Origin of the sequence: Microbispora rosea, assembly GCF_900156315.1 — a bacterium.
Classification (GTDB): Bacteria; Actinomycetota; Actinomycetes; order Streptosporangiales; family Streptosporangiaceae; genus Microbispora; species Microbispora rosea.
On the sequence record NZ_FTNI01000012.1, the window covers coordinates 146,598 to 168,465 of the forward strand.

Here is a 21,868-nt window from a genome sequence, read left to right on the forward strand (position 1 = left end):
TCACCCAGCATGGGTGCGTAGCGTGCGCCTCCCGCGTCACAGGAAGAAATGGGGCAGGCCGGCCCGGCCAGACCCGCCTGTCGCGCATGCCGGCCGTCCCGCCGGGCTCGGCCGGTCAGGTACGCAGCATGGGCGGGTGCAGCAGCACGGCGGGGCCCCGGCGGTAGAGCATGGCGGGACGGCCGCCGTCCCGGGTCGTGGTGCGCCCGGTGGGCACGAGGAAGCCCTCCGTCTTGGTGACCTTCCGGTGAAAGTTTCGCGGGTCGAGCGGACGTCCCCAGACGATCTCGTAGACGCGGCGCAGCTCCGCCACGGTGAACTCGGGCGGGCAGAAGGCGGCGCCGAGCGAGGTGTATTCGAGCTTGGCCCTGGCCCGCTCCACGCCGTCGAGCATGATCCTGCGATGGTCGAAGGCCATCTCCGTCAGCTCGGCCACCGGCTGCCAGCTCATGTGGGCCTCGGTGGACGCGGGCAGGTCGGGGGCGAGGCCCAAATAGGCCACGCTGACGACCCGCTGGCGCGGGTCGCGGTCCGGATAGCCGTAGGTCTGAAGCTGCTCCAGGTGGACCGGCGCCCCGGGAAGGCCGGCCCGTTCCGCCAGCACGCGGGCCGCGGCGGCGGGAAGGTCCTCCTCCAGCTTGATGAACCCGCCGGAAAGCGCCCACCGGCCCTCGTACGGCGGCCGGTCGCGCCGCCAGACGAGGGCGCTGAGCTGCTGGGACCTGACGGTGAGCACGACCAGATCCACGCTGACGGGGATGCGCGGGATCATGCCCAGCACGCTACAGGACGCGGGCCGCGGCTCGGACCGTCCTGACTGCGCCGGTCCGGCTCCGCGCGAGAGCTTCACCACCACATCACATCCCCGTAACCGGGTCTCGTGTCCCCGGAACGTCGCCCGGCATCATGCGACCGGCACAGCCCGGCCGGGACAGCCCGGCCGGCACAGCGCAACCGGCACAGCGCAACCGGCACAGCGCAACCGGCACAGCGCAGCCAGGACAGCGCGGCCGATGCCGGGCGACGCACAGCACGGAACGTCAGCGCGACTGCCCAGGCTTGACGTAGGTCACCCGGAGGTTCAGGTAGGCCGCCACGCCGGCGTCATGGCCGCGTACGGCGAGAAGGTTGCAGCAGTCGAGGTCGGCCGCGGGCACCACGACGTCGATCGCCCCGGCGGCGCACTTGCCGCTCTTGACGCTCTGCACGAGGTGGCCGTTGAAGTAGACCTGCGCGTCGTTGTCCACCGTGCCCTGGATGCGCACCGCCTGTGCGTCGCGCGGCAGGTGCAGCCAATGGCGCACCAGGATGTCGGTGCCGACCGCCCACTGGGTCCTGACGTCGGTCTGGTTGTTCCACGAGCAGGTCCCGTTGGTGGTGCCGAAGCCCGCCTGCCCCTGCGGCCAGGAGCTGTCGTCGAATCCCCGCTCGGCGAAGCCCGGCACCTGGGTCGTGGCGGGCACCTGGCGGTAGGTCCAGCCCGTGCTGTTGTAGTCGAGCGCGGTGACGACGTTCGCACGTCCGCTCGCGGCCTGGGCGGCGGTCGCGGCCGGGGCGGCCAGGGCCATCGCGGCCACCAGCGCGCCCGCCGCGAAACCTGCGGGCAGGAGGTGACGAAGTCGGTTCATGTGCGGTCTCCTTGTCGATCGTCGGATGCCCTGATGCGGCGGGCATCTCGGAACCGGCGTGGACGGGCCGGCCGTCGCGCCGCCTCCACAGCGAGATCCACTGGCGGCGGCGCAGGCAAAGGAGATCAGCGGGCGGCGCGGGCCACACGGACACCCCGCCGCGGCATTGTCCGTTCCTTGCGCGGACATTGCCATGCCGTGCTCATGACGCGGGGCAGGGCCGGGGGCAGACCGGCTCGGCGGGGGTCAGCCGGTGTTGTGGTAGTAGACCGGTTCGGCGGACTTCCTGCCGTCGGCGGAGGTGACCTCCACTCGTATCCAGACGTCGTCGGGGACCGTGGCCCAGTCCACCGGGATCCAGATCTTCTCCGTGCCCGCCGGCAGCCCCTGGATCGGGGTGGTGTCGTGCCAGCCGACCGTGGCCGAGTCGACGACCCGCGGCGTGTCCAGGCCCGGCCAGCTCAGGGTGACCTTGGCGGTGCCGAGGTGGTAGCCGCGGATCTCCATGCCGTCCTGGATCTGCCGCGCGCGCCGCTGCGCCTCGATCGGGATCGGGCGGTCCCAGTCCGCCGCGATCTCCTCTGACAGCGAGGGCGAGCCGCAGGTGAAGAAGTCGCTCCACATGTAAGAAATGATCTTCGACACGTACGGCGCGGCGAGCGTCACCTGCGTGTCCAGCCTGGGCTTGTCCGTGCGCCCGCGCGTGCCCTGACGGCCGCAGTTCTCCGTCGAGGTGGACGGCTCGAACGCCTCGACGTTGGCCCACAGCTCCACCTGGACGCCCTCCTGGACCAGCTCCTGGCGGGCCAGCGACATCGCGCGGTAGTAGTCGCGGGTGCTGCCGTAGTAGGCCGTGGCGTACGTGCTCTCCCCGACGACCGGTTTGAGGCTGTCGTCCACCGGCTTGTTCTTCCAGTTGGGCCAGAACAGGCCGACCTTGCCCGTGCCCCGGCCGTCCTGCGGCGCGATGATCTCGACCCCGGTGCGCGCGAGTTCCTTGAAGCCCTGGGCCACCTGGCTGGGCGTGGAGGTGTACTTCACCCGCCTTCGGCTGTCGATGTACGGGCTCACCAGGATCGGTTTGTCCGGCAGTTCCTGTTCGACGATCAGGTGCTGCTCGGCGTACACCTGGAGCGTCTGGACCTTGCTCGGGTCGGGCCAGTCCCGCAGCTGCAACTCGAACGGCTGGTAGACGCCGCCCAGCGACTCGCGGCCCTTGAAGCGGTCGCCGTAGTCCTGCAGGACCCGCCGGGTCAGCGTGGTCAGCGTGCCGATGTGACGGGGGTCGGCCCGGGTGGACTCCTCGGGGTCGCGCGGGGCGAGCGGCAGGGCGGGGAAGACCTTGATGCCGAACCGGTCGCCGAGGTCGAGCAGCTCGCTGAGGCTGTCCCTGGCGCCCGCCGAGACGAGGATCAGGTGGTAGCCGCGCCCCTCGCGGGTGAAGTCGCAGGTGGGGTCGTCCGAGCCGTCCTCGGGCGCGACGAGCCGGAAGAAGACGTCGTCCCCCACCACGATCTCGTGCTCCATCTGGGGACAGCGGAAGATGCCGGGGCCGAACCGCTCGTCGGTGCGGTAGACGTACGTCCTCGTGATGCGGTTGCCCGCGTTGGCCGCCTGGAGCTCCTTCTCCGCCTGCTTCACGCACGGCAGCCCGTTCTCGACGCAGCGGGCGTACCTGGCGTCGGGCTTGGGATCCTTGCCCTCGGGAGTCGAGGCCTCCAGGACCTGGCCGTCGTCGTCGGTCTCGCGCGGCGACAGGCCGAAGCCGAGGCGCACGACGGTGTCCCCGCCGAGGCGGTGGATGGCCTCCAGCTGACGGCGCCAGGTGCAGGGGTCGGAGGTCGGGATCAGCCAGTAGCCGCTCACGGCGTACGGCGTGGTCGCCGCGGTCTCGAACGTCCCGCACGGGTCGGTGAACACGCTGTGCGTCGGCGACCCGACCATGGGAGTCGACGGGGCGGTCTGCCCGGCGCTGGCGGTGCCGGAGCCGGTGCCTCCGTCACGAAGGACGATCACCACTGATGCGACGCCGGCGAGGATCGCCACACCCAGGATCAGAGTGAGCCAGCGCACTTTCAGGACACTACCGCCCGTCGTTCAAATGATCTTGCCGCGCCCAGCCTACCCGGATGTTCTCGCCGCCGGGCCGGCCTCATGGGCCGCCTGCGGCAGTGTTCACCGCGCGTTCAGCTCTCGCCTGATCAGCTCTTGACGCCGGCCCATGCCTCTAACTGGGTGACGAACCGGCGTGCGGAGTTGGGCCAGTGGTGGTTCGCCCGCGCCGCGGCGTAGCCGCGTCCACCGGTGCCGATCCGCTCGAAGGGGTTGTCCCTGAGCTGGAGCGCCGCCCGCGCCACCGCCTGAGCGTCCTGCCAGGGGACGACCAGGCCGCACTGGTAGCGCTCCACGAGCTCCACGGCCCGCGGCGAGGGAGTGGTGATGACCGGGATGCCGTGCGCCATGTACTCGACGATCTTCGTAGGCATCGAGTGGCGGTAGTTGGGCTCGTCGTGCAGCAGCGAGAGCCCGGCGAGCGCACCGTCGAGCCGCTTGAGCGCCTCGTCGTTCGGCATGAAGTCGCGCCATTCCAGCAGGCCCTGGGCGACGGCCTCGTTCAGCAGGGGGCGGCTCTGCGGGTCGGCGTAGCCGATGAGCTCCACGGCCACGCGGTGCGGCTGGAGCAGCCGGGCCACCTCGACGGCCTCCTGGACGCCCCGGGCCTCCGACAGCCAGCCGAGGTAGACGACGCGGTCGTCGCCGGGCGGGCTGACCCGGTCGGGTACCCATGTCTCGTTCGGCACCACGAGGTGCTGCTGCTTGAACCGGCCCGCGTACGCGGCCTCGGCCAGCAGCAGGTGCAGCCGGCGCTCGGCGGTGGTTTCGAGGAGCCGGGCGAGGAAGCGCATCGGCGGGCGCAGGAACGCCGGCAGCCACGGCTTGAGCGACAGCGTCGCGGGGGTGTCCTCGTGGACGTCCCAGACGACCGGCGGACGACGGCGCACCCCGGCGACCGCAAGCAGCAGCTCGGGGTCGTGGATGAGGGCCAGGTCGACCTTGCCCCGCATGCTCTTGAAAAGCTTGCGGGCGGCCCGCACCGCGGCCAGGCGGCGTCGCTCGGCGGCCCTGGGCAGGTCCACACCCGTCACCCACGAACGCGGCACGACTCCCCGCGCGGTGTACGGCGCGGCGTACGTGACCTCATGACCGGCGTCGACGAGTGCCCGGATCTGCCGGTGCAGGATCCGGGCGTCCTCGGGGTGATGCACCACCGTCATGACGAGCACGTGCACGCGCGAAACCCTTCCTACAACCGCTCGACGCGTTCGCTCGTGGCCAGCACGCCGCGAGTGTCCAGGACGAGAGGGGCTCGCTCCTCCACGACGTCGAGGTCGAAGATCGAGTGCTGCTGGAGCAGGACCACCACGTCGGCGGCGGCCACGGCCTCGGCCAGGTCCTCCTCGCGGGGGATCTGTCTGCCCTCGACCGACCACTCCTTCACGTACGGGTCGCAGAAGGACAGCTCGGCGCCCAGTTCCAGGAGCGCCTCGGCCACGGGGATGGCCGGCGTCTCCCGCTCGTCGGCGATGTCCGGCTTGTACGTCACGCCGAGGAGCAGCACGCGCGAGCCGTTCACGGCCTTGCGGGCCCGGTTGAGCAGCCGCTGCACGCGGGCCACCACGTACGACGGCATCCGCTCGTTGATCTCCTGGGCCAGTTCGACGAACCGGAAGGGGTAGCCGAGCTTGCGCACCGTGTAGGACAGGTACGACGGGTCGACGGGGATGCAGTGCCCGCCGACGCCGGGGCCCGGCAGGAACTTCTGGAAGCCGAACGGCTTGGTGGAGGCGGCCTCGATGGCCTCCCACAGGTTCACGCCGAGCTCGTCGCAGAAGATCGCCATCTCGTTGACGAGGGCGATGTTGACGTGGCGGTAGGTGTTCTCCAGCAGCTTGGCCATCTCCGCCTCGCGGGTGCCGCTGACCGGCACGACCCGCTCGACGAACTGCGCGTAGAAGGCCGCGGCCCGCTCCTTGCAGGCGGAGGTGTAGCCGCCGACGACCTTGGGGGTGTTGCGCAGGCCGAACTTGGGGTTGCCCGGGTCGATCCGCTCCGGCGAGAACGCCAGGTGGAAGTCCTTGCCGGCCACCAGGCCGGACTGCTCCAGGATCGGCCGCGCCAGCTCGTCCGTGGTGCCGGGCCACGTGGTGGACTCCAGCACGACGAGCGTGCCCGCCTGAAGATGCTCTGCGACGGCCCGAGTGGCGCCCTCGACGGCCGACAGATCCGGACGGTGGTCCTCGTCCAGCGGCGTCGGAACGCAGATGACGATCGTGCTCGACCGCGACAGCACCGACGCGTCCAGCGTGGCCGTGAAGCCGGCGGTGAGCATCGCGTCGAGGTCGGCGTCGGTCAGGTCGTCGATGTAGGAGCGGCCGGCGTTCAGGGCCTCGACCTTGCGGGGGTCGACGTCCAGACCAGCCACCCGCAGGCCCGCTGCCGTGGCCTCTTTGGCCAGCGGCATGCCCACGTATCCCAGCCCGATGATCGTGAGATCGAAGGCTGTCACGACGAGGCCTTTGGGGGAACCTGGGGGCGGAAACAACACTTCATGGTGGCAAAGGCTATCTCAACTCGGAACCAAGCATGCCTGATGCAACACATCCGACTTTCTGCTGTTTATCGGTTTTCGGTCAAGGACTGGTAGATCCCTTGGTACGTGCGGGCCAGGCTGCTCCAGGTCCGGTGCGCGGCGACCTCGGCCTTGCCCGCCTCGCCCATGATCCGGCGGCGTTCCGGATCGTCGCTCAGCGCGGCGAGCGCCTTGGCCAGCGCGGCCGGATCGCCGGGCGGCACCAGCAGTCCGGCCCCCTCGCCGCCGACGAGTTCCGACAGCGCGGGCAGGTCGCTCAGCACGACCGGCTTGCCCAGCGCCATCGCCTCGACCGGCTTCAGCGGGGTGACGAGGCGGCACACACGCAGGTCCTCACGCGGGCAGACGAAGATGTCGATGGCCGCCTGGGCCTGCAACGCCTCGTCCGGGCCCACCCGGCCGGGCAGGATCGCCTCCTTCAGGCCGAGCCGGTCGACCTGTTCGAGCAGCGCGGGCCGCTCGGCGCCGTCCCCGACCAGCAGGACCTTCACCGGCGTTCCGGCGTCGCGCAGCAGCGCGGCGGCGCTCAGCAATGTGGCGAATCCCTCGTAGGCGACGATGCTCGACACCGAGCCCACGACGATCTCGTCGCGCCCGATCCCGAACCGGTCGCGGAACGCCTCGCCGTCGTAGTCGGCCGTCAGCAGGGCGTCGTCCACGGCGTTGGGCGCGAGGAAGATGCGCTCCCTGGGCACGCCGCGCTCCACGATCTCGGCCGCCATCGTCTCGGCGAGCGTCACGACCGCGTCGGCCTCGCGCATGATCTGCGCCTCGCGCTCACGCTGCAGCGTGTGCCGCTCGCTGCCGACCCTGGCCGGGTCCCGGGAGACCCAGGTCTCCTCCAGGAAGCCGCGCACCTCGTACACGAAGGGCGTGTTCGTCCGCTCGCGCACCGCGAGCGCGACGGAGCCGTTACGGTGGTCGGTCGCCGCGTGCAGGACCTGCGGACGCAGGGTCCTGACCAGCTCGGAGACGTCCGCGGCGCCGCGGATCATCCGCCCCTGGCTCTCGAACGGCATCTCGCCCTTGGGCAGCAGCCGGTAGTAGGGGATCCCGTCGATCTCCTCGTACGGCTCGGCGTCGGTGTGCCCCTGGAGCATGGGCCAGCCCCAGCTCGTCACGACGTGGGGGTCGAGCCCCGCCGCCTTCTGGGCGGTGACGATGCGGTGGGTGCGCACGGTGTACCCCGCCTGCGTGTACGGCAGGGCGTTGGTGACCATGTGCAGCACCCGGCCGGCCACCCGCTCACCCATGATGATCTTCGGCTTGGGCGGGATCGGGTTCGGTCCGAGCGCGGCCTTCTCACCCTCGTAGTAGGCCATCCTCCGGCGGACGAACGGCCACCGGGACTGCGGCTGGAGCACCCGGACCGCGTCCGACATCCGGCCGGCCTCGAAGTGCGCCTTGGCGTCCCGCAGCGGGCCCTTGGCCGCGCGCTGCAGGATCTTGCGGGTCCTGACCTTGACGAACCGGGCCGCGGGCCAGGCGACGCGTCCGACGACCGGGCGCACCCCGGGAGGTATCGCGTCGGCGGCGGCCTGGGCGACCCGCATCGGGTCGGACTTGACCTTGCTCACGAAGATCCGGGAGACGAGGACCGGGTTCCTCGCGAACCCCCGGAGGAAGCCGCCGAGGCCGGCCTTCGCGGACGCGGCGGACACCACCTTTGCGGGCTTGTTGGCCTCGGTTTCCACGGCGCGACCGTACCATAGGCAACGTTTGTGCCAGGGAGTGCGAAAACGCGCAGCAGGGCACGGCTTGTGAGCACGACCAGAGACGAAAGGCGAGGCAGATGAGAGACAACCCCCTCGTCCTGCACGTACTGGGCGCCCGGCCGAACTTCGTCAAGGCGGCCCCGGTCGTCAGGGGGCTGGCCGAGCTCGGGGTCCGGCAGGGCATCATCCACACCGGCCAGCACTACGACGCGCTGATGTCGGACGTGTTCTTCGCCGACCTGGGGCTGCCCGAGCCGATCGCCAACCTCGGCGTCGGCAGCGGCACCCACGCCCGGCAGACGGCCGCCCTGCTCACGGGGCTGGAGGACGTCGTGCTCGAACACCGCCCGGCGCTCGTGGTGGTGTACGGCGACGTGAACTCGACGCTCGCGGCGATCCTCGTCTGCGCCAAGTTGCACGTGCCGACCGCGCACGTCGAGGCGGGCCTGCGCTCCTTCGACCGGGAGATGCCGGAGGAGGTCAACCGGGTCGTCACCGACGCGCTGTCCGACCTGCTGTTCGCCACCTCGCCCGAGGCGCTGTCACACCTCGCCAACGAGGGCGTGAACCCGGCGAAGGTGCACCTCGTCGGCAACCCCATGATCGACAGCCTGTTCGCCGCGCTGCCGAAGCTCGACCCGGCGCCGGTCCAGGAGCGTCTGGGGATCGACGGCGGCTACGCGGTGGCGACGCTGCACCGCCCGGCCAACGTGGACGACCCGGAGGCCGCCCGCGAACTGGTCGACGCCGTGCTCGGGGTGGCCGAGCAGGTGCCGGTCGTCGTGCCCCTGCACCCCCGCGGCCGGCAGCGGCTGGCGGAGGCCGGGCTCGTGGACCGGCCGAATCTGAAGATCGTGGACCCGCTGGGCTACGTGGACTTCCTGTCCCTGGTGCGGGGCGCCGCCCTGGTGGTGACCGACTCCGGCGGCGTCCAGGAGGAGACGACCATGCTGGGCGTCCCCTGCCTGACCGTCCGGCCCAACACCGAGCGGCCGATCACCGTGACCCACGGCACCAACCGGCTCGTCACCCCCGCCTCGCTGCCCGCCGCGGCGTCCAAGGCGCTCGCGGACGGCGCGGCCACACCGAGCGGCGAGCTGCCGCCGCTGTGGGACGGCGCGGCCGGGCCGCGGATCGCCCGCGTCATCGACGCCTGGCTCCGCGGCGACAACCTCTCCCCCGCCGCCAAGGGCGCCCTGCGCTAAGCGTCAGGACAGGTTCTGGACGGGGGGCAGGCCGCGCTCGGCGAAGACCTTCTTCGCCACCAGCGTGGCGTTGATCGCCCTCGGCATGCCCGCGTAGACCGCCGAGTGCAGGAGTGCCTCGGCGATCTCGGTGGCGGTGAGGCCCACGTTCAGCGCGGCGTTGAGGTGCACGTCGAGCTCGATCTCGCAGCCCCCGAGGGCCGTCAGGACGCCGAGGGTGACGAGCTGCCGGTCCCGCGGTGACAGCTCGGGGCGTGCGTACATGTCGCCGAACGCCCACGCCACCACCTGGTGGCCGAGCTCGGGCGAGACGTCGGCGAGGGACGCGACGACGCGCTGCCCGGCCTCGCCGTCGACCTCGTTCAGCACCTTGAGGCCGTATTCGTAGCGCTCTTCGCGGTTCATGGTTCTCCATCCGGTCGGTCCGGGCCGCCTGGTCGGCGTCCCGGCTGCGACCAGCCTCGCCCCTCCCGCGTCCTGTCCCGCTCGGCAGGCGTGGGAATCTGCATCTCCTATGCCTCGGAGGTATGGATGAACCTGAGACTGCTCGAGTACGTGGTGGCGATCTGCGAGGAGGGGAGCATCAGCGCGGCGGCGCGGCGCCTGCACCTGACGCAGCCGACGCTCAGCCGGCAGGTGCACGAGCTGGAACGGCGGCTGGGGACGCCGCTGTTCGAACGCGAGGGCAGGGGGATGGTCCCGACGCCGGCGGGCCGTGCGCTGGTGGCCCGGGCCACCACGGTCCTCGCCGAGGCGCGGGCCGCGCTGGACGACGTCCGGCTGGCGGCCGAGGGGCTGGCCGGACGGCTGACGGTGACGTTCGCCGGCTCGGGGATCAACGGCCCGCTGGGCGGCGCGCTCGGCCGGTTGCGCCGGGAGATGCCCCGCGTCGAGCTGCGCCTGGTGGAGAGCTTCAACGACGCCGAGATGTCCGGCGGCGTCCTCGACGGCCGCTTCGACATCGCCGTCCAGCGTCTGCCCGCCCGCGACCCGCGTCTGGTGGCGCGCTCCTGGTGGCGCGAGCCGCTCAGCCTGTTCCTGCCCGCGGCGCATCCGCTGGCGCATGAGGCCGGCGCCGCGCCGCTGACCGCGCTCGGCCAGGTGCCGCTCGTCGTGTGGCCGCGGGAGGTCTCCCCGCACTCCTACGACGAGATCATCGCATTGTGCGACCACGCCGGCGTGACACCCCGCATCGGCGCGGAGGGCCGGAGCGTGCAGACGGTGCTGGCGCTGGTCGCGGCCGGTTTCGGCGCGGCCGTGATGTCGGACTCCCATCGCGCGCTCCGCCGCGTCGGCGTCCGCGCCCGCCCGCTGGAGGGCACCTCCACGACCCTCCACATGGTCTGGCGGGCGAAGGACGCGAATCCCCTCCTCGAGCGCTTCCGCTCGGTGCTGGCCACCCTCGCCACGAGCGATCCCGCCAGACCGGTCCATTGAAACCCCTATATCGGCACAAAGGTCCCTGCAGCCCCTTTACGATGGCTTGTCCGTAAGGGGGAGAGGCATGGCTGAGAGCGACGAGACTCCTGAGACTCCTGAAGAGCCCCGTTTCCAGCGGCTGGGGCCGGTGAACTGGCTGCCCGAGGAGCGCAAGCACGTCGAGCAGTACGAGCAGCGGATCCGCGACCTGGAGAACCGGCTCGCCTACCAGGAGGCCCGCGCCGACTACGCCCTCTGGCGGCTGCAGGCCACCCAGACCCAGAAGCCCTACCGCGTCGCGCAGGTGCTGACGAACGCGGCGAAGCCGAAGAAGATCGTCCGGCTGCCCCGCGATCTCAGCAAGGCGATGAAGGACGGCAAGAAGGCGCCGAAGGCGCCGCCCTCCGCGATCGAGGTCGCCGCCGCCGCCGAGACACGGGGCCCCGAGGTCAAGATCCCGGGCCTCAGGTGGCCGGACGGCCCGGTCGTACGGCCGGACATGCCCGTCGCGGTCATCCTCGACGACTTCTCCCGCATGGCCTTCAAGTACGAGTGGGACCAGATCGAGTTCGGGCTGCAGGACTGGCGGGAGATCTTCGCCGAGAAGCGGCCGGAGATGCTGTTCTGCGAGTCGGCCTGGCACGGCAACCAGGGCCGCTGGCGCTACCAGATGACCGGGACCAACGCGCCCAAGCAGGAGCTGCGCGACCTGATCGCCTGGTGCCGCGAGGAGGGCATCCCCACGGTCTTCTGGAACAAGGAGGACCCGCCCAACTTCGACTTCTTCATCGACACGGCCAAGCTGTTCGACTACGTGTACACGTGCGACGGCGACATGATCCCGAAATATCGCGAGATGCTGGGTCATGACCGTGTCGGCGTGCTGCAGTTCGCCGCCCAGCCCCGGATCCACAACCCGATCCAGACCAAGATGGGCCGGCCGTACGACGTGGTCTTCGCGGGGATGTACTTCCGCGACAAGCACCCCGAGCGGCGCGAGCAGATGGAGACGATCCTCGCGCCCGTGCGCCCGCTCGGCCTGCACATCTACGCCAGGAACGCCTCGGTGGCCGACAAGTACGCCTGGCCCGAGGAGTATCGCCCCCACATCGTCGGCGAGCTGCCGTACGAGCAGATGCTGGCCGCGTACAAGATGTACAAGGTCTTCCTGAACGTGAACTCGGTGATCGACTCGCCGACCATGTGCGCGCGCCGGGTCTTCGAGCTGTCGGCCTGCTCGACCACGGTGCTGTCGGGGTGGTCGCGGGCCATCGAGGAGACGTTCGGCCCGCTCATCCCGGTCGCGCACTCCCAGGAGGAGGCGTACAACCGGGCGATCTACCTGATCAACAGCCCCGAGCTGCGGGCTCGCCAGGGCCACCTGGCGATGCGCGAGGTGTTCGACAAGCACCTGTTCTCCCACCGCGTCGACCAGATCCTCGGCGACCTCGGCCTCCCGGTCGTCTCCCGGTCGCGGTCGATCTCCGTGGTGCTGCCGACCAACCGGGCCGGCCAGCTCGAACACGCGATCAGCCAGGTGGCGCGGCAGCGGCACCGCAACCTGGAGCTCGTGCTGGTCATGCACGGCCTGTCGGAGGACCCGGCGGTCGTGCGCGACAAGGCCCTCGCGGCGGGCATCCCGGCCGTGAAGGTGCTGACCGCCGACCCCTCCTGGACGCTGGGCGAGGTGCTCAACCACGGCATCGCCCACGCCGAGGGCGAGCTGATCTCCAAGATGGACGACGACAACATCTACGGCGAGCACTACCTGTCGGACCTGGTCCGCTCCTTCGACTACGCCGACGCCGAGATGGTCGGCAAGGGCGCGCACTACACGTACTTCCCCGACCAGGACGTCACGATCTTCCGCCTGCCCGGGCTGGAGCACCGCTACGCCCACCTCATCCAGGGGGCGACGATCCTGGCCAGCGCCGACCTGCTGCGGGCGTTCCCGTTCGAGCCGGTCAACGCGGGCGAGGACACCCGTCTCGTGCGGCGCTGCAAGGAGGAGGGCGTCCGGATCTACTCGGCCGACCGGTACAACTTCATCTACATGCGCGGCTCGGACGCCACCGCCCACACCTGGCAGGCGGCGGACTACAAGCTGACCCGCAACGCGCAGTTCTGCTTCGCCGGCAACCCCGAGGCGCACGTCCTCATCTGACCGGCGCTCCTGTGGGAGGAGGCCGTCCAGGGCTCGTCACGGCTCTGGACGGCCTCCTTTTCGCTCTGCCCACGGCCCTCCCGGTCTCCCTGCGCCCTTCCGACGTCGCCTGTCCGACGCTCCGACCTGCCCGTTCCCGCCCTGGTACCCCTGGCTGTACCTCCATTGGGCAGCACGCGGGAGCGACCGAGCGGGCCGGCGGCTGGTGTGCTGAGCACTGTCAGTCGAGCGCTCCCGCAGGAGAGAGTGAAATGGCAGTCGACAGCCGGCCGCGGGCCGGGCACCACACGAGCGAGACCGGGATCCGGGGCTTCATCCGCCGCCGCCCGCTGGTCGCCTTCTTCGCCCTGGCCAACCTCATGAGCTGGGCGGTCTGGTCACCCTACGTGCTCTCGGACAACGGCCTGGGGGTCTGGGACTTCGAGTTCCCCTCCGTGCTCGGGACATCCCAGTTCTCCGGCGTTCTCCCCGGCGCGTACCTCGGCCCCATCTTCGCCGCGTACATCGTGACCAGGGTCGCGGACGGCAGGGAAGGCGTCCGCCGATGGGTCCGGCGGATGACCAAGTGGCGAGTCGGCTGGGCCTGGTACGTCACGGCCGCCCTCGGCGTCCCCGCCGCCCTCGTCGTCACCGGGTACGCGCTCTCCGGCGAGAACGTCCACATGCCGTCCGTCGCCGCTCTGGTCGCCTACGTGCCCGGCCTGCTGCTCCAGATGGTCACCACCGGTCTCGCGGAAGAGCCCGGCTGGCGTGACTTCGCCCTGCCCCGCATGCAGCGGAGGTTCGGCCCGCTGGGCGCGACCGTCATCCTCGGCCCGCTGTGGGGTGTCTGGCACCTGCCGCTGTTCCTGAGCCAGTGGGGCGGGTGGCCGGACGTCACCTGGATGAGGGTCGGCGAGTTCATCGCCTTCGCCTCCCTCTTCAGCGTGGTCGTCACCTGGGTGTTCAACCGCACCGGCCAGAGCCTGCCGCTGATCATGCTGCTGCACGTCAGCGTCAACAACTTCATGTCGATCGTCTACTCGGACATGTTCCCGTCGCTCGACACCCCCGAGCACGCGAGCCACGTCACGCTGCTCGCGGCCACCACGGCGGCGATCCTGGTGCTCATCGCGACCCGTGGACGCCTCGGCTACCGCCCGGCGGAGGAGTCCGCGCCGGAGCTCGCCCCGCAGTGCTGAACCAGCGCGCCGGGAGCCCGGACGCCGAGAGGGACACAGGCCCACACGCCGCGCGAAGACTCTAAGCTCGTCAGCCCGAGGGGGTGCATCATGGCGGCGCGCCAGCGGAAGCCGGCGGAAACCCGGCGCGACGGCCGGCAGGACGACCGGCCAGACGCCCGGACGGATGCCCGGCCAGGCGGCCGGCGGCGTGTCGCCGCACGCGCCCGTGACCTCTTCGACGCGTTCGAGCACCTCGTCGGCGGTCTCGGCACCGCGCTGCTGGCGCTCGCCGGTCTGGCGTGGCTCGTCCTGGTCGCGCTCACCTGCGTGATCGGCCTGGGCCTGCTCCTGGCGCCCACCGTGCCGCGTGTCGTACGGTCCGTCGCCGAACGGGAGCGCAGCCGGTTGTCCTTCTGGGGGCCGGAGATCGTCGGTCTGGGGCCCGCACCCGCCGGCGTACGCGCGGCCCTCGCCGATCGGGCCGTACGGCGGGAGCTGTGCTGGCTCCTCGTGCACGCCACGCTCGGCCTGTTCCTCGGCCTCGCGGCGTTGACCCTGGTGGTGGACGCCGTGCAGGACGTCACGTACCCGCTGTGGTGGCGGACGCTCCCCGTGGAGGACCCCGCCCCGACACCGGTGTTCTGGGACGTGCACGACGACGCCGACGCCTGGGCGGTCGCGCTCCTCGGCGTGGGGCTGGCCGTCTGCTTCCTGGCGCTCGGGAAAGGAATGGCCCGGTTGCAGGCGTGGCCGGGACGCCGGCTGCTGGCGCCCACCGCGGACATGGACCTGTCCCTGCGCGTCGCGCACCTGTCGGCCACCCGCGCGGCGGCGCTGGACGCCCACGCCGCGGAGCTGCGGCGGATCGAACGCTCCCTGCACGACGGGGCGCAGAACCGGCTGGTCGCCGTCACCGTGCTGCTCGGCGCGGCCCGCCGCGCGCTGTCCCAGAACCGGCCGGGCGCGGAGGACATGCTCGAACGCGCGCAGGAGACCGCCGAGCAGGCACTGGCCGAGCTCCGTACGGTCGTCCGCGGCATCCTGCCGCCCGTGCTGGCCGACCGGGGGCTCGCCGACGCGCTCGCCGGGCTCGCGGCGAACTGCGCGGTGCCGTGCCGGGTCGACGTCGACGCGCTCGGCAGGTGCGCCGCCTCCATCGAGGCCACCGCCTACTTCGTGAGCGCCGAGGCGCTCACCAACATCTCCAGGCACAGCCGGGCCCGGCACGCCACCGTGACCGTACGGCGTGAGGGCGGCCGGCTGTGCCTGCGGATCGAGGACGACGGCGTCGGCGGCGCGGACGAGCGGCACGGCTCCGGGCTCACCGGCATGCGCGGCCGGATCGAGGCGCACGACGGACGCCTCACCCTGACCAGCCCGCCTGGCGGGCCGACCACCGTCGACGTGGAGTTGCCGTGCGGATCGTGATAGCCGAGGACGACCCGTTGCTGCGTGAGGGGGTCGCGCTGCTGCTGCGCGCCGAGTCCCTGGACGTGGTGGCCACGGCCGACTCCCCGGACACCTTCCTGGCGGCCGTCGACGCCCACCGGCCCGATGTGGCCATCGTCGACGTCCGGATGCCTCCGACCCACACCACCGAGGGCATCGCGGCGGCCGTGGAGGCCCGGCGTCGTCAGCCCGGCCTGGCGGTGCTCGTGCTGTCCGCCTACGTCGAGCAGGCGTTCGCCACCGAGCTGCTCGCCGCGGGAACCGACCGGCTCGGATATCTGCTCAAGGAGCGGGTCGGCCGCGTCGGCGAGTTCCTCGACGCCCTGCACCGGGTCGCCGCCGGAGGCACGGCCATCGACCCCGAGGTCGTCGCACAGCTGCTCACGCGCACCCGCTCCGACAGCGGGCTGGAACGGCTGACCGCCCGGGAACGCGACGTGCTCGCCCTGATGGCCGAGGGGCTGGGCAACACCGCCATCTCCGAACGGCTTTTCGTCAGCGAAGGCGCCGTCCACAAGCACATCCGCAGCATCTTCGCCAAGCTCGACCTGGCGCCCACCGACCGGGCGGACCGGAGGGTCACGGCCGTCCTGCGCTACCTGGAGGAGACCCAGCGCCGCGGCTGACGCCACAGCGCTGGAATGCCGGGCGGTTTGCGATAGTTGCGCTGTTCCGGGACTCTTCCGCCCTCGGGCGGGCGGGTCCCGCGTACGTGCACGCCGGACAGGGGAGCCCCTCACGTGACCACGAAGTCGACCGCGACGACGGCATCGAAAGGCATCGGGCTACGGTCGGAGCGCGGTCCCGTGCTCGCCGCCATCATGCTCTGCACCGCACTGGTGGCGCTGGACAGCACGATCATCGCCACCGCGGTGCCGTCCGTCGTCACCGACCTCGGCGGGTTCTCCCAGTTCCCCTGGCTGTTCTCGATCTACCTGCTCACGCAGGCCGTGACCGTGCCCATCTACGGCAAGCTCGCCGACGTGTTCGGGCGCAAGCCGGTGATGTTCTTCGGCATCGGGGTGTTCCTGCTCGGGTCGGTGCTGTGCGGGGTGGCCTGGAGCATGCCCGCGCTGATCGCCTTCCGCGCGATCCAGGGCATCGGAGCCGGAGCGGTGCAGCCGATCAGCATGACGATGGCCGGCGACCTCTACACGGTCGAGGAGCGGGCCCGCGTCCAGGGCTACCTCGCCAGCGTGTGGGGCATCTCGGCGGTCGTCGGCCCGACGCTCGGCGGCATCTTCTCCGAGTACGTCTCCTGGCGCTGGATCTTCTTCATCAACCTGCCGCTCGGCGCGGTGGCCACCTGGATGCTCGCCCGGCGTTTCAAGGAGCAGGTGAAGCGGGGCTCCCACCGGATCGACTACACGGGTGCCGTGCTGCTCACCGGCGGCTCCTCCCTGCTCATCCTCGGCCTGCTGGAGGGCGGCGTCGCCTGGGACTGGAACTCGGCGCCCAGCCTGCTGATCTTCGCGACGGGCCTCCTCCTGATCGCCGCCTTCGTGCTCGTGGAGCGTCGCGCGGCCGAGCCGGTGCTGCCCCTGTGGGTGTTCCGCCGCCGCACGCTGACCGGCGGCAACCTGACCTCCCTCGGCATCGGCGCCCTCACGATCGGGCTCACCTCCTACGTCCCGACGTACGCGCAGGGCGTGCTGGGCACCGGCGCGCTTGTGGCGGGCTTCGCCCTCGCCGCGCTCACCGTCGGCTGGCCCCTCGCGGCGACGTTCTCCGGCCGCTTCTACATGCGCATCGGGTTCCGCGACACCGCGCTGATCGGCATCGTCGTGGTGGTGGCCGGCGCCGTGCTGTGCGCGCTGCTCGGCCAGAACGCCATGATCTGGCAGGTCGCGGCCGCCTGCTTCGTCGTCGGCGTCGGTCTCGGGCTGTCGGCCAGCCCCACGATGGTCGCCGTGCAGTCGGTCGTCGGCTGGGAGCGTCGCGGCGTGGTCACCGCGACCAACATGTTCTGCCGCTCGCTCGGCAGCACGGTCGGGGCCGCGGTGCTCGGCGCCATCTCCAACGCGACGCTGTCGGACCGCTTCGCCCACCCGCCCGCCGACGTCGCGGGACGGCTGCCGGACAGCCTCGACGCCACGAGCCTGGTGCTGAAGGCCCAGGGCGCGGCGGCCCACTCGGCCACCGCGTCCTTCGTCAGGGGCGCGCTGTACGACGCGGTCCACCACATCTTCATCGCGCTCGTCGTCGTGGCCGTGCTCAGCGTCGCCGCGCTGCTGCTCATGCCCCGCCGTACGACCGAGCTGACGTTCGACTGACGGGACGGCTCCCACGGGTCAGAGCTCGATGACGACCTTGCCCCGGGTGCGACCGGCTTCGGCCATCCGGTGCACGGCCGCCAGGTCGGCCAGGGGGTGCCGCTCGGCGACGTCGACGACGATCTCCTTCGCGTCCACCAGGGCAGCCAGCTCGGCGAGCTGATCGACGTCGTTGCGGGTCACGAAACGCGTGGCGGTGACCCGCGAGCCCGGGGGCGGCTGAACGGGCGCGGTGATCGAGACGAGGTGGCCGCCGGGACGCACCAGCCGGGCCAGGTCCGGCCCGGCGCCGGGTGCGAACGGGACGAGGTTGAACAGCACGTCCAGGTCCCCGGGCAGAGGATCGGTCCGGTAGTCCACCACCTCGGCGGCTCCGTAGGCCCGGACCGCCGCCGCGCTGCGCGCGTTCCCGGCCGTGGCGATCACCGTCGCTCCGGCCCTTCTGGCGAGCTGCACGGTGAACATCCCCACCCCGCCGCCCGCCCCGTTGACCAGCACGCGCCGCCCCGGGGCGATCCGGCCGTGCTCGTGCACCGCCTGCCACGCCGTCAGGCCCGCCACGGGGATCGCGGCGGCGTCCGCGAGCGGGACGGCCGTCGGCGCCGGGGCCAGCAGCCGCGCGGGCGCGACCGCGTAGTCCGCCGCCGCACCGCCCTCAAGCAGGCCCATGACCCTGTCCCCCGGGCGCGGCCAGGACACCCCCGCTCCGGTCGCCACAACGGTGCCCGAGACGTCCCACCCGAGCGTGTACGGCAGCGGCAGGTCGCGCAGCTCCGGCACCACGGTCCGCAGCAGCCCCGAGCGCAGCCCGATCTCGGACGGGTTGAACGAGGTGCCCGCCACTTTGACCAGCACCTCGCCCCGGCCCGGCGCGGGGATCGGGATCTCCTCCTGGCGGATCACTGACGCGTCGCCGTACGCATGGATGCGGGCGGCCCGCATCGCACCTCCAGCGCTCATTCTGTGGCCGGGATCTCGTGTGTCATGAGTACCACCATAAGCAGCCCGGCCAAGACCCCCAATGTCATGAAGTCCGGATTTCATACGCCCGGCACGCCCCTCGCCGTCACCGCCTGCGACCCGACGGCCGAGGACCTGGCGTTGTTCGTGAGCGACTCGGCGGGACCGGACACCCCGGACGGCGGCGAGGCGACCACGGTGACTGCGGGGGATATCGCCTCGACCCCGGGCATGCGCACCCGCTGCTGCACGACCTGCCCGGCCTCATCCACCTCCCGGCCCGCGCCGCCCCGACAACCGGATCGCAGGCCGCCACGGACGCGGAGGCCGATCTGGGCACGCTCGTCGCCCTTCTCGGCCGTGAGATCACCTCTCCCCGCCCGGGCACGGACGCCGTCGTCCCCGCGCTGCTGGACATGCTCCTGCTCTACATCCTGCGGGCCTGGGCTTCCACGGCTCACCCGCCGAGCGCCGGTGGCAGGCTAATGTCATCTAAGTTCACTTCGTCGAAGCGGAGTTAGATGTGATGGCGACTCCAAGCAAACCAGCGGAGATCTTCGACCGCGATGCCGAGTGGGCTGAACTAGAGCGTTTCGTCACGAATCCCGATCCCGGACCCAACCTCGCGGTGGTGTACGGTCATCGCCGCCAGGGCAAGAGCTTTCTCCTCGATCATCTGGCCAGGCGGTACGGCGGGCTTTATCACGTGGCCGCAGAGGACGACCCGCGTACGGCGTTGGACGGTTTCGCCGCGTCCCTCGCCGAATGGCTCGGCCTGGCCGTGCCGCTGCGATTCGCGGACTGGAAGTCCGGGATCGAGGCTGCCGTCGAGCAGATGACCCGGCGCTCCGTGGAGACCGGCAAACCGGCTCTCATGGTGATAGACGAGTATTCGTACCTGCTCTCCGGCACACCTGCCCTATCGTCCTACATCCAGAACGCCTTCGACCGGTACAAGCGCGACCGGCGTGGCATCGTTCGGATCGTGCTGTGCGGGTCCGCCTTCTCCCTGATGGCGAACCTGCTCTCCGGCGACAAGCCGCTGTACGGAAGAGCGGCGCTCGGCAAACTGATCCGGCCCTTCGACCACCGTCTCGCAGCGCGTTTCTGGAACGCCACGCACCGCCCCACAGCCCTGCGGCTGCACGCCATCGTGGGAGGAGTGCCCGGTTATCGGATGCTGGCCGAGGCCGTCTATCCCACCTCGGGATTCCACGCTCCTCCTGACCTTGACGAGTGGGTGGTCGCGACCGTGCTGAACCCCGCGTCCATGCTGTTTCAGGAGCATGACCGGCTACTGCGAGAGGACCCGCGGATCACCCACCGGGCCCTTTACCAGGGGGTGCTCCGGCAGATCGCTCAGGGTGTGACCAAGCCCGGAAAGATCGCTGCCGCATTGGGGCGCGACGCGCGGAGCATGAAGCATCCGCTTGATGCCCTGGTGGACACCGGCCTGGTGCGACGCGTGGAGGACCTCGTGTTCTCCGGGAAGACCAGCTACCACATAGCCGAGCCGATCCTCCGGTTCGCCCACGCCGTGATCCTGCCTCGTCTCAGTCAACTCGAGCGCGGCAGAGCCCGCACGGTCTGGGAGCGTTCAGCCGACGTCTTTCGCAGCAACATCCTAGGCCCGCATTTCGAAGACCTCGTTCGTGACTGGCTCACCGACCAAGGATGGGCCCGGCTCGGGTTCTCCGAGCCGGGCGAGGTCGGCCAGACGACGATCAGCTCCGGCGCGGAAGGGCAACGTGGCCATCAGGTTGACGTGGTGATGCTGGACCCTGACGCCTCTCCACGTGGAGACCGGGTCGCCATCCGAATCCTGGGTGAGGCCAAATGCACCGCCGAGCCGCGCAGCGGGCACGATCTGCGACGGCTGGAGAAGATCAGAGAGCGGATGCGCTCCATCAGCAAGATCGACGTCTCAGCCACGCATTATGCCGTCTTCAGCGAATCCGGCTTCGCGGCCGATCTGCTCGCGGAGGCGAGCCGTAGGGACGACGTCCATCTGGTGGATCTCGACGACCTCTACGAATGATCACGTCGTACGGGAGACATTCGGGCGCGGGCCGGGCCCAGCCCGGTGCCGTCCCCTGCGAAGGTGTCAGGCGGCCGTGCGCTCGCCGAGGGGGCGGCGGCGCAGGCTCGTTTGCTGGAGAGCCGGCGGCACGTACGCCTGGTCGAGCACGCCGACGTCGGTGCCGGGCGGGACGATCGCGTCGATCCGGTCGAGGATGTCGTCGGTCAGAGCGACGTCCACGCCCGCGAGCAGGTCGTCGAGGTGGCTCATCGTGCGCGGCCCGATGATGGCGCTGGTCACGCCGGGATGAGCGATGGCGAAGGCCATGGCGAGGTGGGTCAGCGGCAGACCCGCCTCCTGGGCGAGCGAGATGAACCGCTCGACGACCTCGATACGGTGCTCGTCGTTGACGTGCTTGAGGAGGCCGGCGCGGCGGAGCTCGTTCTGCCGCCCCTTGCGGACCTGTCCGGTGAGCAGTCCCTGCCCGAGCGGGCCCCACACGAGCGTGCCCATTCCGTAGCGCTGCGCGGCCGGCAGCACCTCGCGTTCGATGCCGCGGTTGAGCAGCGAGTAGGGCGGCTGCTCGGTGCGGAACCGCTCCAGGCCGCGCCGCTCGGCGACCCACTGGGCCTCGACGATGTCGGACGCCGGCATGGCGGACGTCCCGATCGCACGGACCTTTCCGCTGTGGATCAGGTCGGAGAGCGCGGAGAGCGTCTCCTCGACGTCCGTGGCGGGGTCCGGCCGGTGGATCTGATAGAGGTCGATGTGGTCGGTCCCCAGGCGGCGCAGCGAGTTCTCGACGGCGGTCATGATCCAGCGCCGCGAGGCGCCCTGCTGATTGGGATCGTCACCGACGGGGCGGCTCACCTTGGTCGCGAGCACGACGTTGTCCCGCCGTCCCTTGAGCGCCCTGCCGACGATTTCTTCCGAATCGCCGTAGGCGTCGGCGGTGTCGATGAGGTTGACCCCCGCGTCCAGCGCCTTGTGGATGATGCGGGCCGAGTCGCCGGGATCGGGGTTGCCGATGGACGTGGCGAACATCAGTGCGCCGAGCCCATAGGGGCTGACCTTGATACCGGTGCGGCCGAGCGTGCGGTACTGCATGCGAACCATGCCTCTCCTTCGTCGAACAGTCCGGGTCGTCCGTGGCGTCGGCGAACCCGGCTCCCAGCTTCCGGCGGCGCGGGCGTGGGCGGGAGAGACGCCCTTATCCGGGGA

At 71.0% G+C, this 21,868-nt stretch carries 18 protein-coding genes; 9 read left to right on the forward strand and 9 right to left on the reverse strand.

Annotated elements, in window-relative coordinates:
- Nucleotides 1-115: 115 nt before the first annotated feature.
- From BXA11_RS18830 to BXA11_RS18855, 6 genes are all read right to left on the reverse strand, one after another.
- The gene (locus BXA11_RS18830; RefSeq protein ID WP_076436365.1) at nucleotides 116-772 is read right to left on the reverse strand and encodes an NUDIX hydrolase; all 657 of its coding nucleotides are present in this window, start codon (nucleotides 770-772) and stop codon (nucleotides 116-118) included.
- A 268-nt stretch (nucleotides 773-1,040) separates the two neighbouring features.
- The gene (locus BXA11_RS18835) at nucleotides 1,041-1,628 is read right to left on the reverse strand and encodes a hypothetical protein (RefSeq protein WP_076436207.1); all 588 of its coding nucleotides are present in this window, start codon (nucleotides 1,626-1,628) and stop codon (nucleotides 1,041-1,043) included.
- A 246-nt stretch (nucleotides 1,629-1,874) separates the two neighbouring features.
- Complete coding sequence (locus tag BXA11_RS18840) at nucleotides 1,875-3,701, reverse strand: DUF4434 domain-containing protein (protein ID WP_076436210.1); 1,827 nt, start codon at nucleotides 3,699-3,701, stop codon at nucleotides 1,875-1,877.
- 128 nt (nucleotides 3,702-3,829) lie between these two features.
- Nucleotides 3,830-4,918 (reverse strand): glycosyltransferase, encoded by a 1,089-nt coding sequence (locus BXA11_RS18845; protein ID WP_204053539.1) that lies wholly within the window; start codon nucleotides 4,916-4,918, stop codon nucleotides 3,830-3,832.
- Nucleotides 4,919-4,932: 14 nt separating this feature from the next.
- Entirely contained in the window at nucleotides 4,933-6,195 is a 1,263-nt protein-coding gene (locus BXA11_RS18850; protein WP_030507711.1) for a nucleotide sugar dehydrogenase, read from the reverse strand.
- A gap of 110 nt (nucleotides 6,196-6,305) precedes the next feature.
- On the reverse strand, nucleotides 6,306-7,973 hold the full coding sequence (locus BXA11_RS18855) for a glycosyltransferase family 4 protein (RefSeq protein WP_076436212.1): 1,668 nt from the start codon (nucleotides 7,971-7,973) through the stop codon (nucleotides 6,306-6,308).
- Between the two features lie 98 nt (nucleotides 7,974-8,071).
- Between BXA11_RS18855 and wecB the strand changes: the two genes are divergently transcribed.
- On the forward strand, nucleotides 8,072-9,199 hold the full coding sequence (wecB, locus tag BXA11_RS18860; protein WP_076436214.1) for a non-hydrolyzing UDP-N-acetylglucosamine 2-epimerase: 1,128 nt from the start codon (nucleotides 8,072-8,074) through the stop codon (nucleotides 9,197-9,199).
- A 3-nt stretch (nucleotides 9,200-9,202) separates the two neighbouring features.
- Here the strand turns inward: wecB and BXA11_RS18865 are convergent, their stop codons facing one another.
- The gene (locus tag BXA11_RS18865; protein ID WP_030507708.1) at nucleotides 9,203-9,604 is read right to left on the reverse strand and encodes a carboxymuconolactone decarboxylase family protein; all 402 of its coding nucleotides are present in this window, start codon (nucleotides 9,602-9,604) and stop codon (nucleotides 9,203-9,205) included.
- 126 nt (nucleotides 9,605-9,730) lie between these two features.
- On the opposite strand from BXA11_RS18865, the gene BXA11_RS18870 reads away from it, so the two are divergent.
- The 6 genes from BXA11_RS18870 (at nucleotide 9,731) to BXA11_RS18895 (ending at nucleotide 17,667) form a co-directional block, all read left to right on the forward strand.
- On the forward strand, nucleotides 9,731-10,636 hold the full coding sequence (locus BXA11_RS18870) for a LysR family transcriptional regulator (RefSeq protein WP_076436216.1): 906 nt from the start codon (nucleotides 9,731-9,733) through the stop codon (nucleotides 10,634-10,636).
- A 67-nt stretch (nucleotides 10,637-10,703) separates the two neighbouring features.
- Entirely contained in the window at nucleotides 10,704-12,782 is a 2,079-nt protein-coding gene (locus tag BXA11_RS18875) for a glycosyltransferase family protein (protein ID WP_030507706.1), read from the forward strand.
- Between the two features lie 251 nt (nucleotides 12,783-13,033).
- Nucleotides 13,034-13,963: a CPBP family intramembrane glutamic endopeptidase gene (locus BXA11_RS18880; protein WP_076436218.1), complete on the forward strand. Its 930-nt coding sequence runs from the start codon at nucleotides 13,034-13,036 to the stop codon at nucleotides 13,961-13,963.
- A gap of 90 nt (nucleotides 13,964-14,053) precedes the next feature.
- On the forward strand, nucleotides 14,054-15,373 hold the full coding sequence (locus tag BXA11_RS18885) for a sensor histidine kinase (RefSeq protein WP_083744370.1): 1,320 nt from the start codon (nucleotides 14,054-14,056) through the stop codon (nucleotides 15,371-15,373).
- Nucleotides 15,361-16,020: a response regulator transcription factor gene (locus tag BXA11_RS18890; RefSeq protein ID WP_076436220.1), complete on the forward strand. Its 660-nt coding sequence runs from the start codon at nucleotides 15,361-15,363 to the stop codon at nucleotides 16,018-16,020. Before BXA11_RS18885 ends, BXA11_RS18890 begins: the two co-directional genes overlap by 13 nt.
- 114 nt (nucleotides 16,021-16,134) lie before the next feature.
- The gene (locus BXA11_RS18895; RefSeq protein WP_076436221.1) at nucleotides 16,135-17,667 is read left to right on the forward strand and encodes an MDR family MFS transporter; all 1,533 of its coding nucleotides are present in this window, start codon (nucleotides 16,135-16,137) and stop codon (nucleotides 17,665-17,667) included.
- 18 nt (nucleotides 17,668-17,685) lie between these two features.
- Here the strand turns inward: BXA11_RS18895 and BXA11_RS18900 are convergent, their stop codons facing one another.
- Complete coding sequence (locus tag BXA11_RS18900; protein WP_076436224.1) at nucleotides 17,686-18,609, reverse strand: NADP-dependent oxidoreductase; 924 nt, start codon at nucleotides 18,607-18,609, stop codon at nucleotides 17,686-17,688.
- Between the two features lie 35 nt (nucleotides 18,610-18,644).
- On the opposite strand from BXA11_RS18900, the gene BXA11_RS18905 reads away from it, so the two are divergent.
- The gene (locus BXA11_RS18905; protein WP_076436226.1) at nucleotides 18,645-19,148 is read left to right on the forward strand and encodes a cupin domain-containing protein; all 504 of its coding nucleotides are present in this window, start codon (nucleotides 18,645-18,647) and stop codon (nucleotides 19,146-19,148) included.
- A 5-nt stretch (nucleotides 19,149-19,153) separates the two neighbouring features.
- Complete coding sequence (locus BXA11_RS18910; RefSeq protein ID WP_076436370.1) at nucleotides 19,154-20,665, forward strand: ATP-binding protein; 1,512 nt, start codon at nucleotides 19,154-19,156, stop codon at nucleotides 20,663-20,665.
- Nucleotides 20,666-20,731: 66 nt separating this feature from the next.
- On the opposite strand, the gene BXA11_RS18915 is transcribed toward BXA11_RS18910, so the two are convergent.
- Entirely contained in the window at nucleotides 20,732-21,763 is a 1,032-nt protein-coding gene (locus BXA11_RS18915) for an aldo/keto reductase (protein WP_308441017.1), read from the reverse strand.
- Between the last annotated feature and the right edge of the window lie 105 nt (nucleotides 21,764-21,868).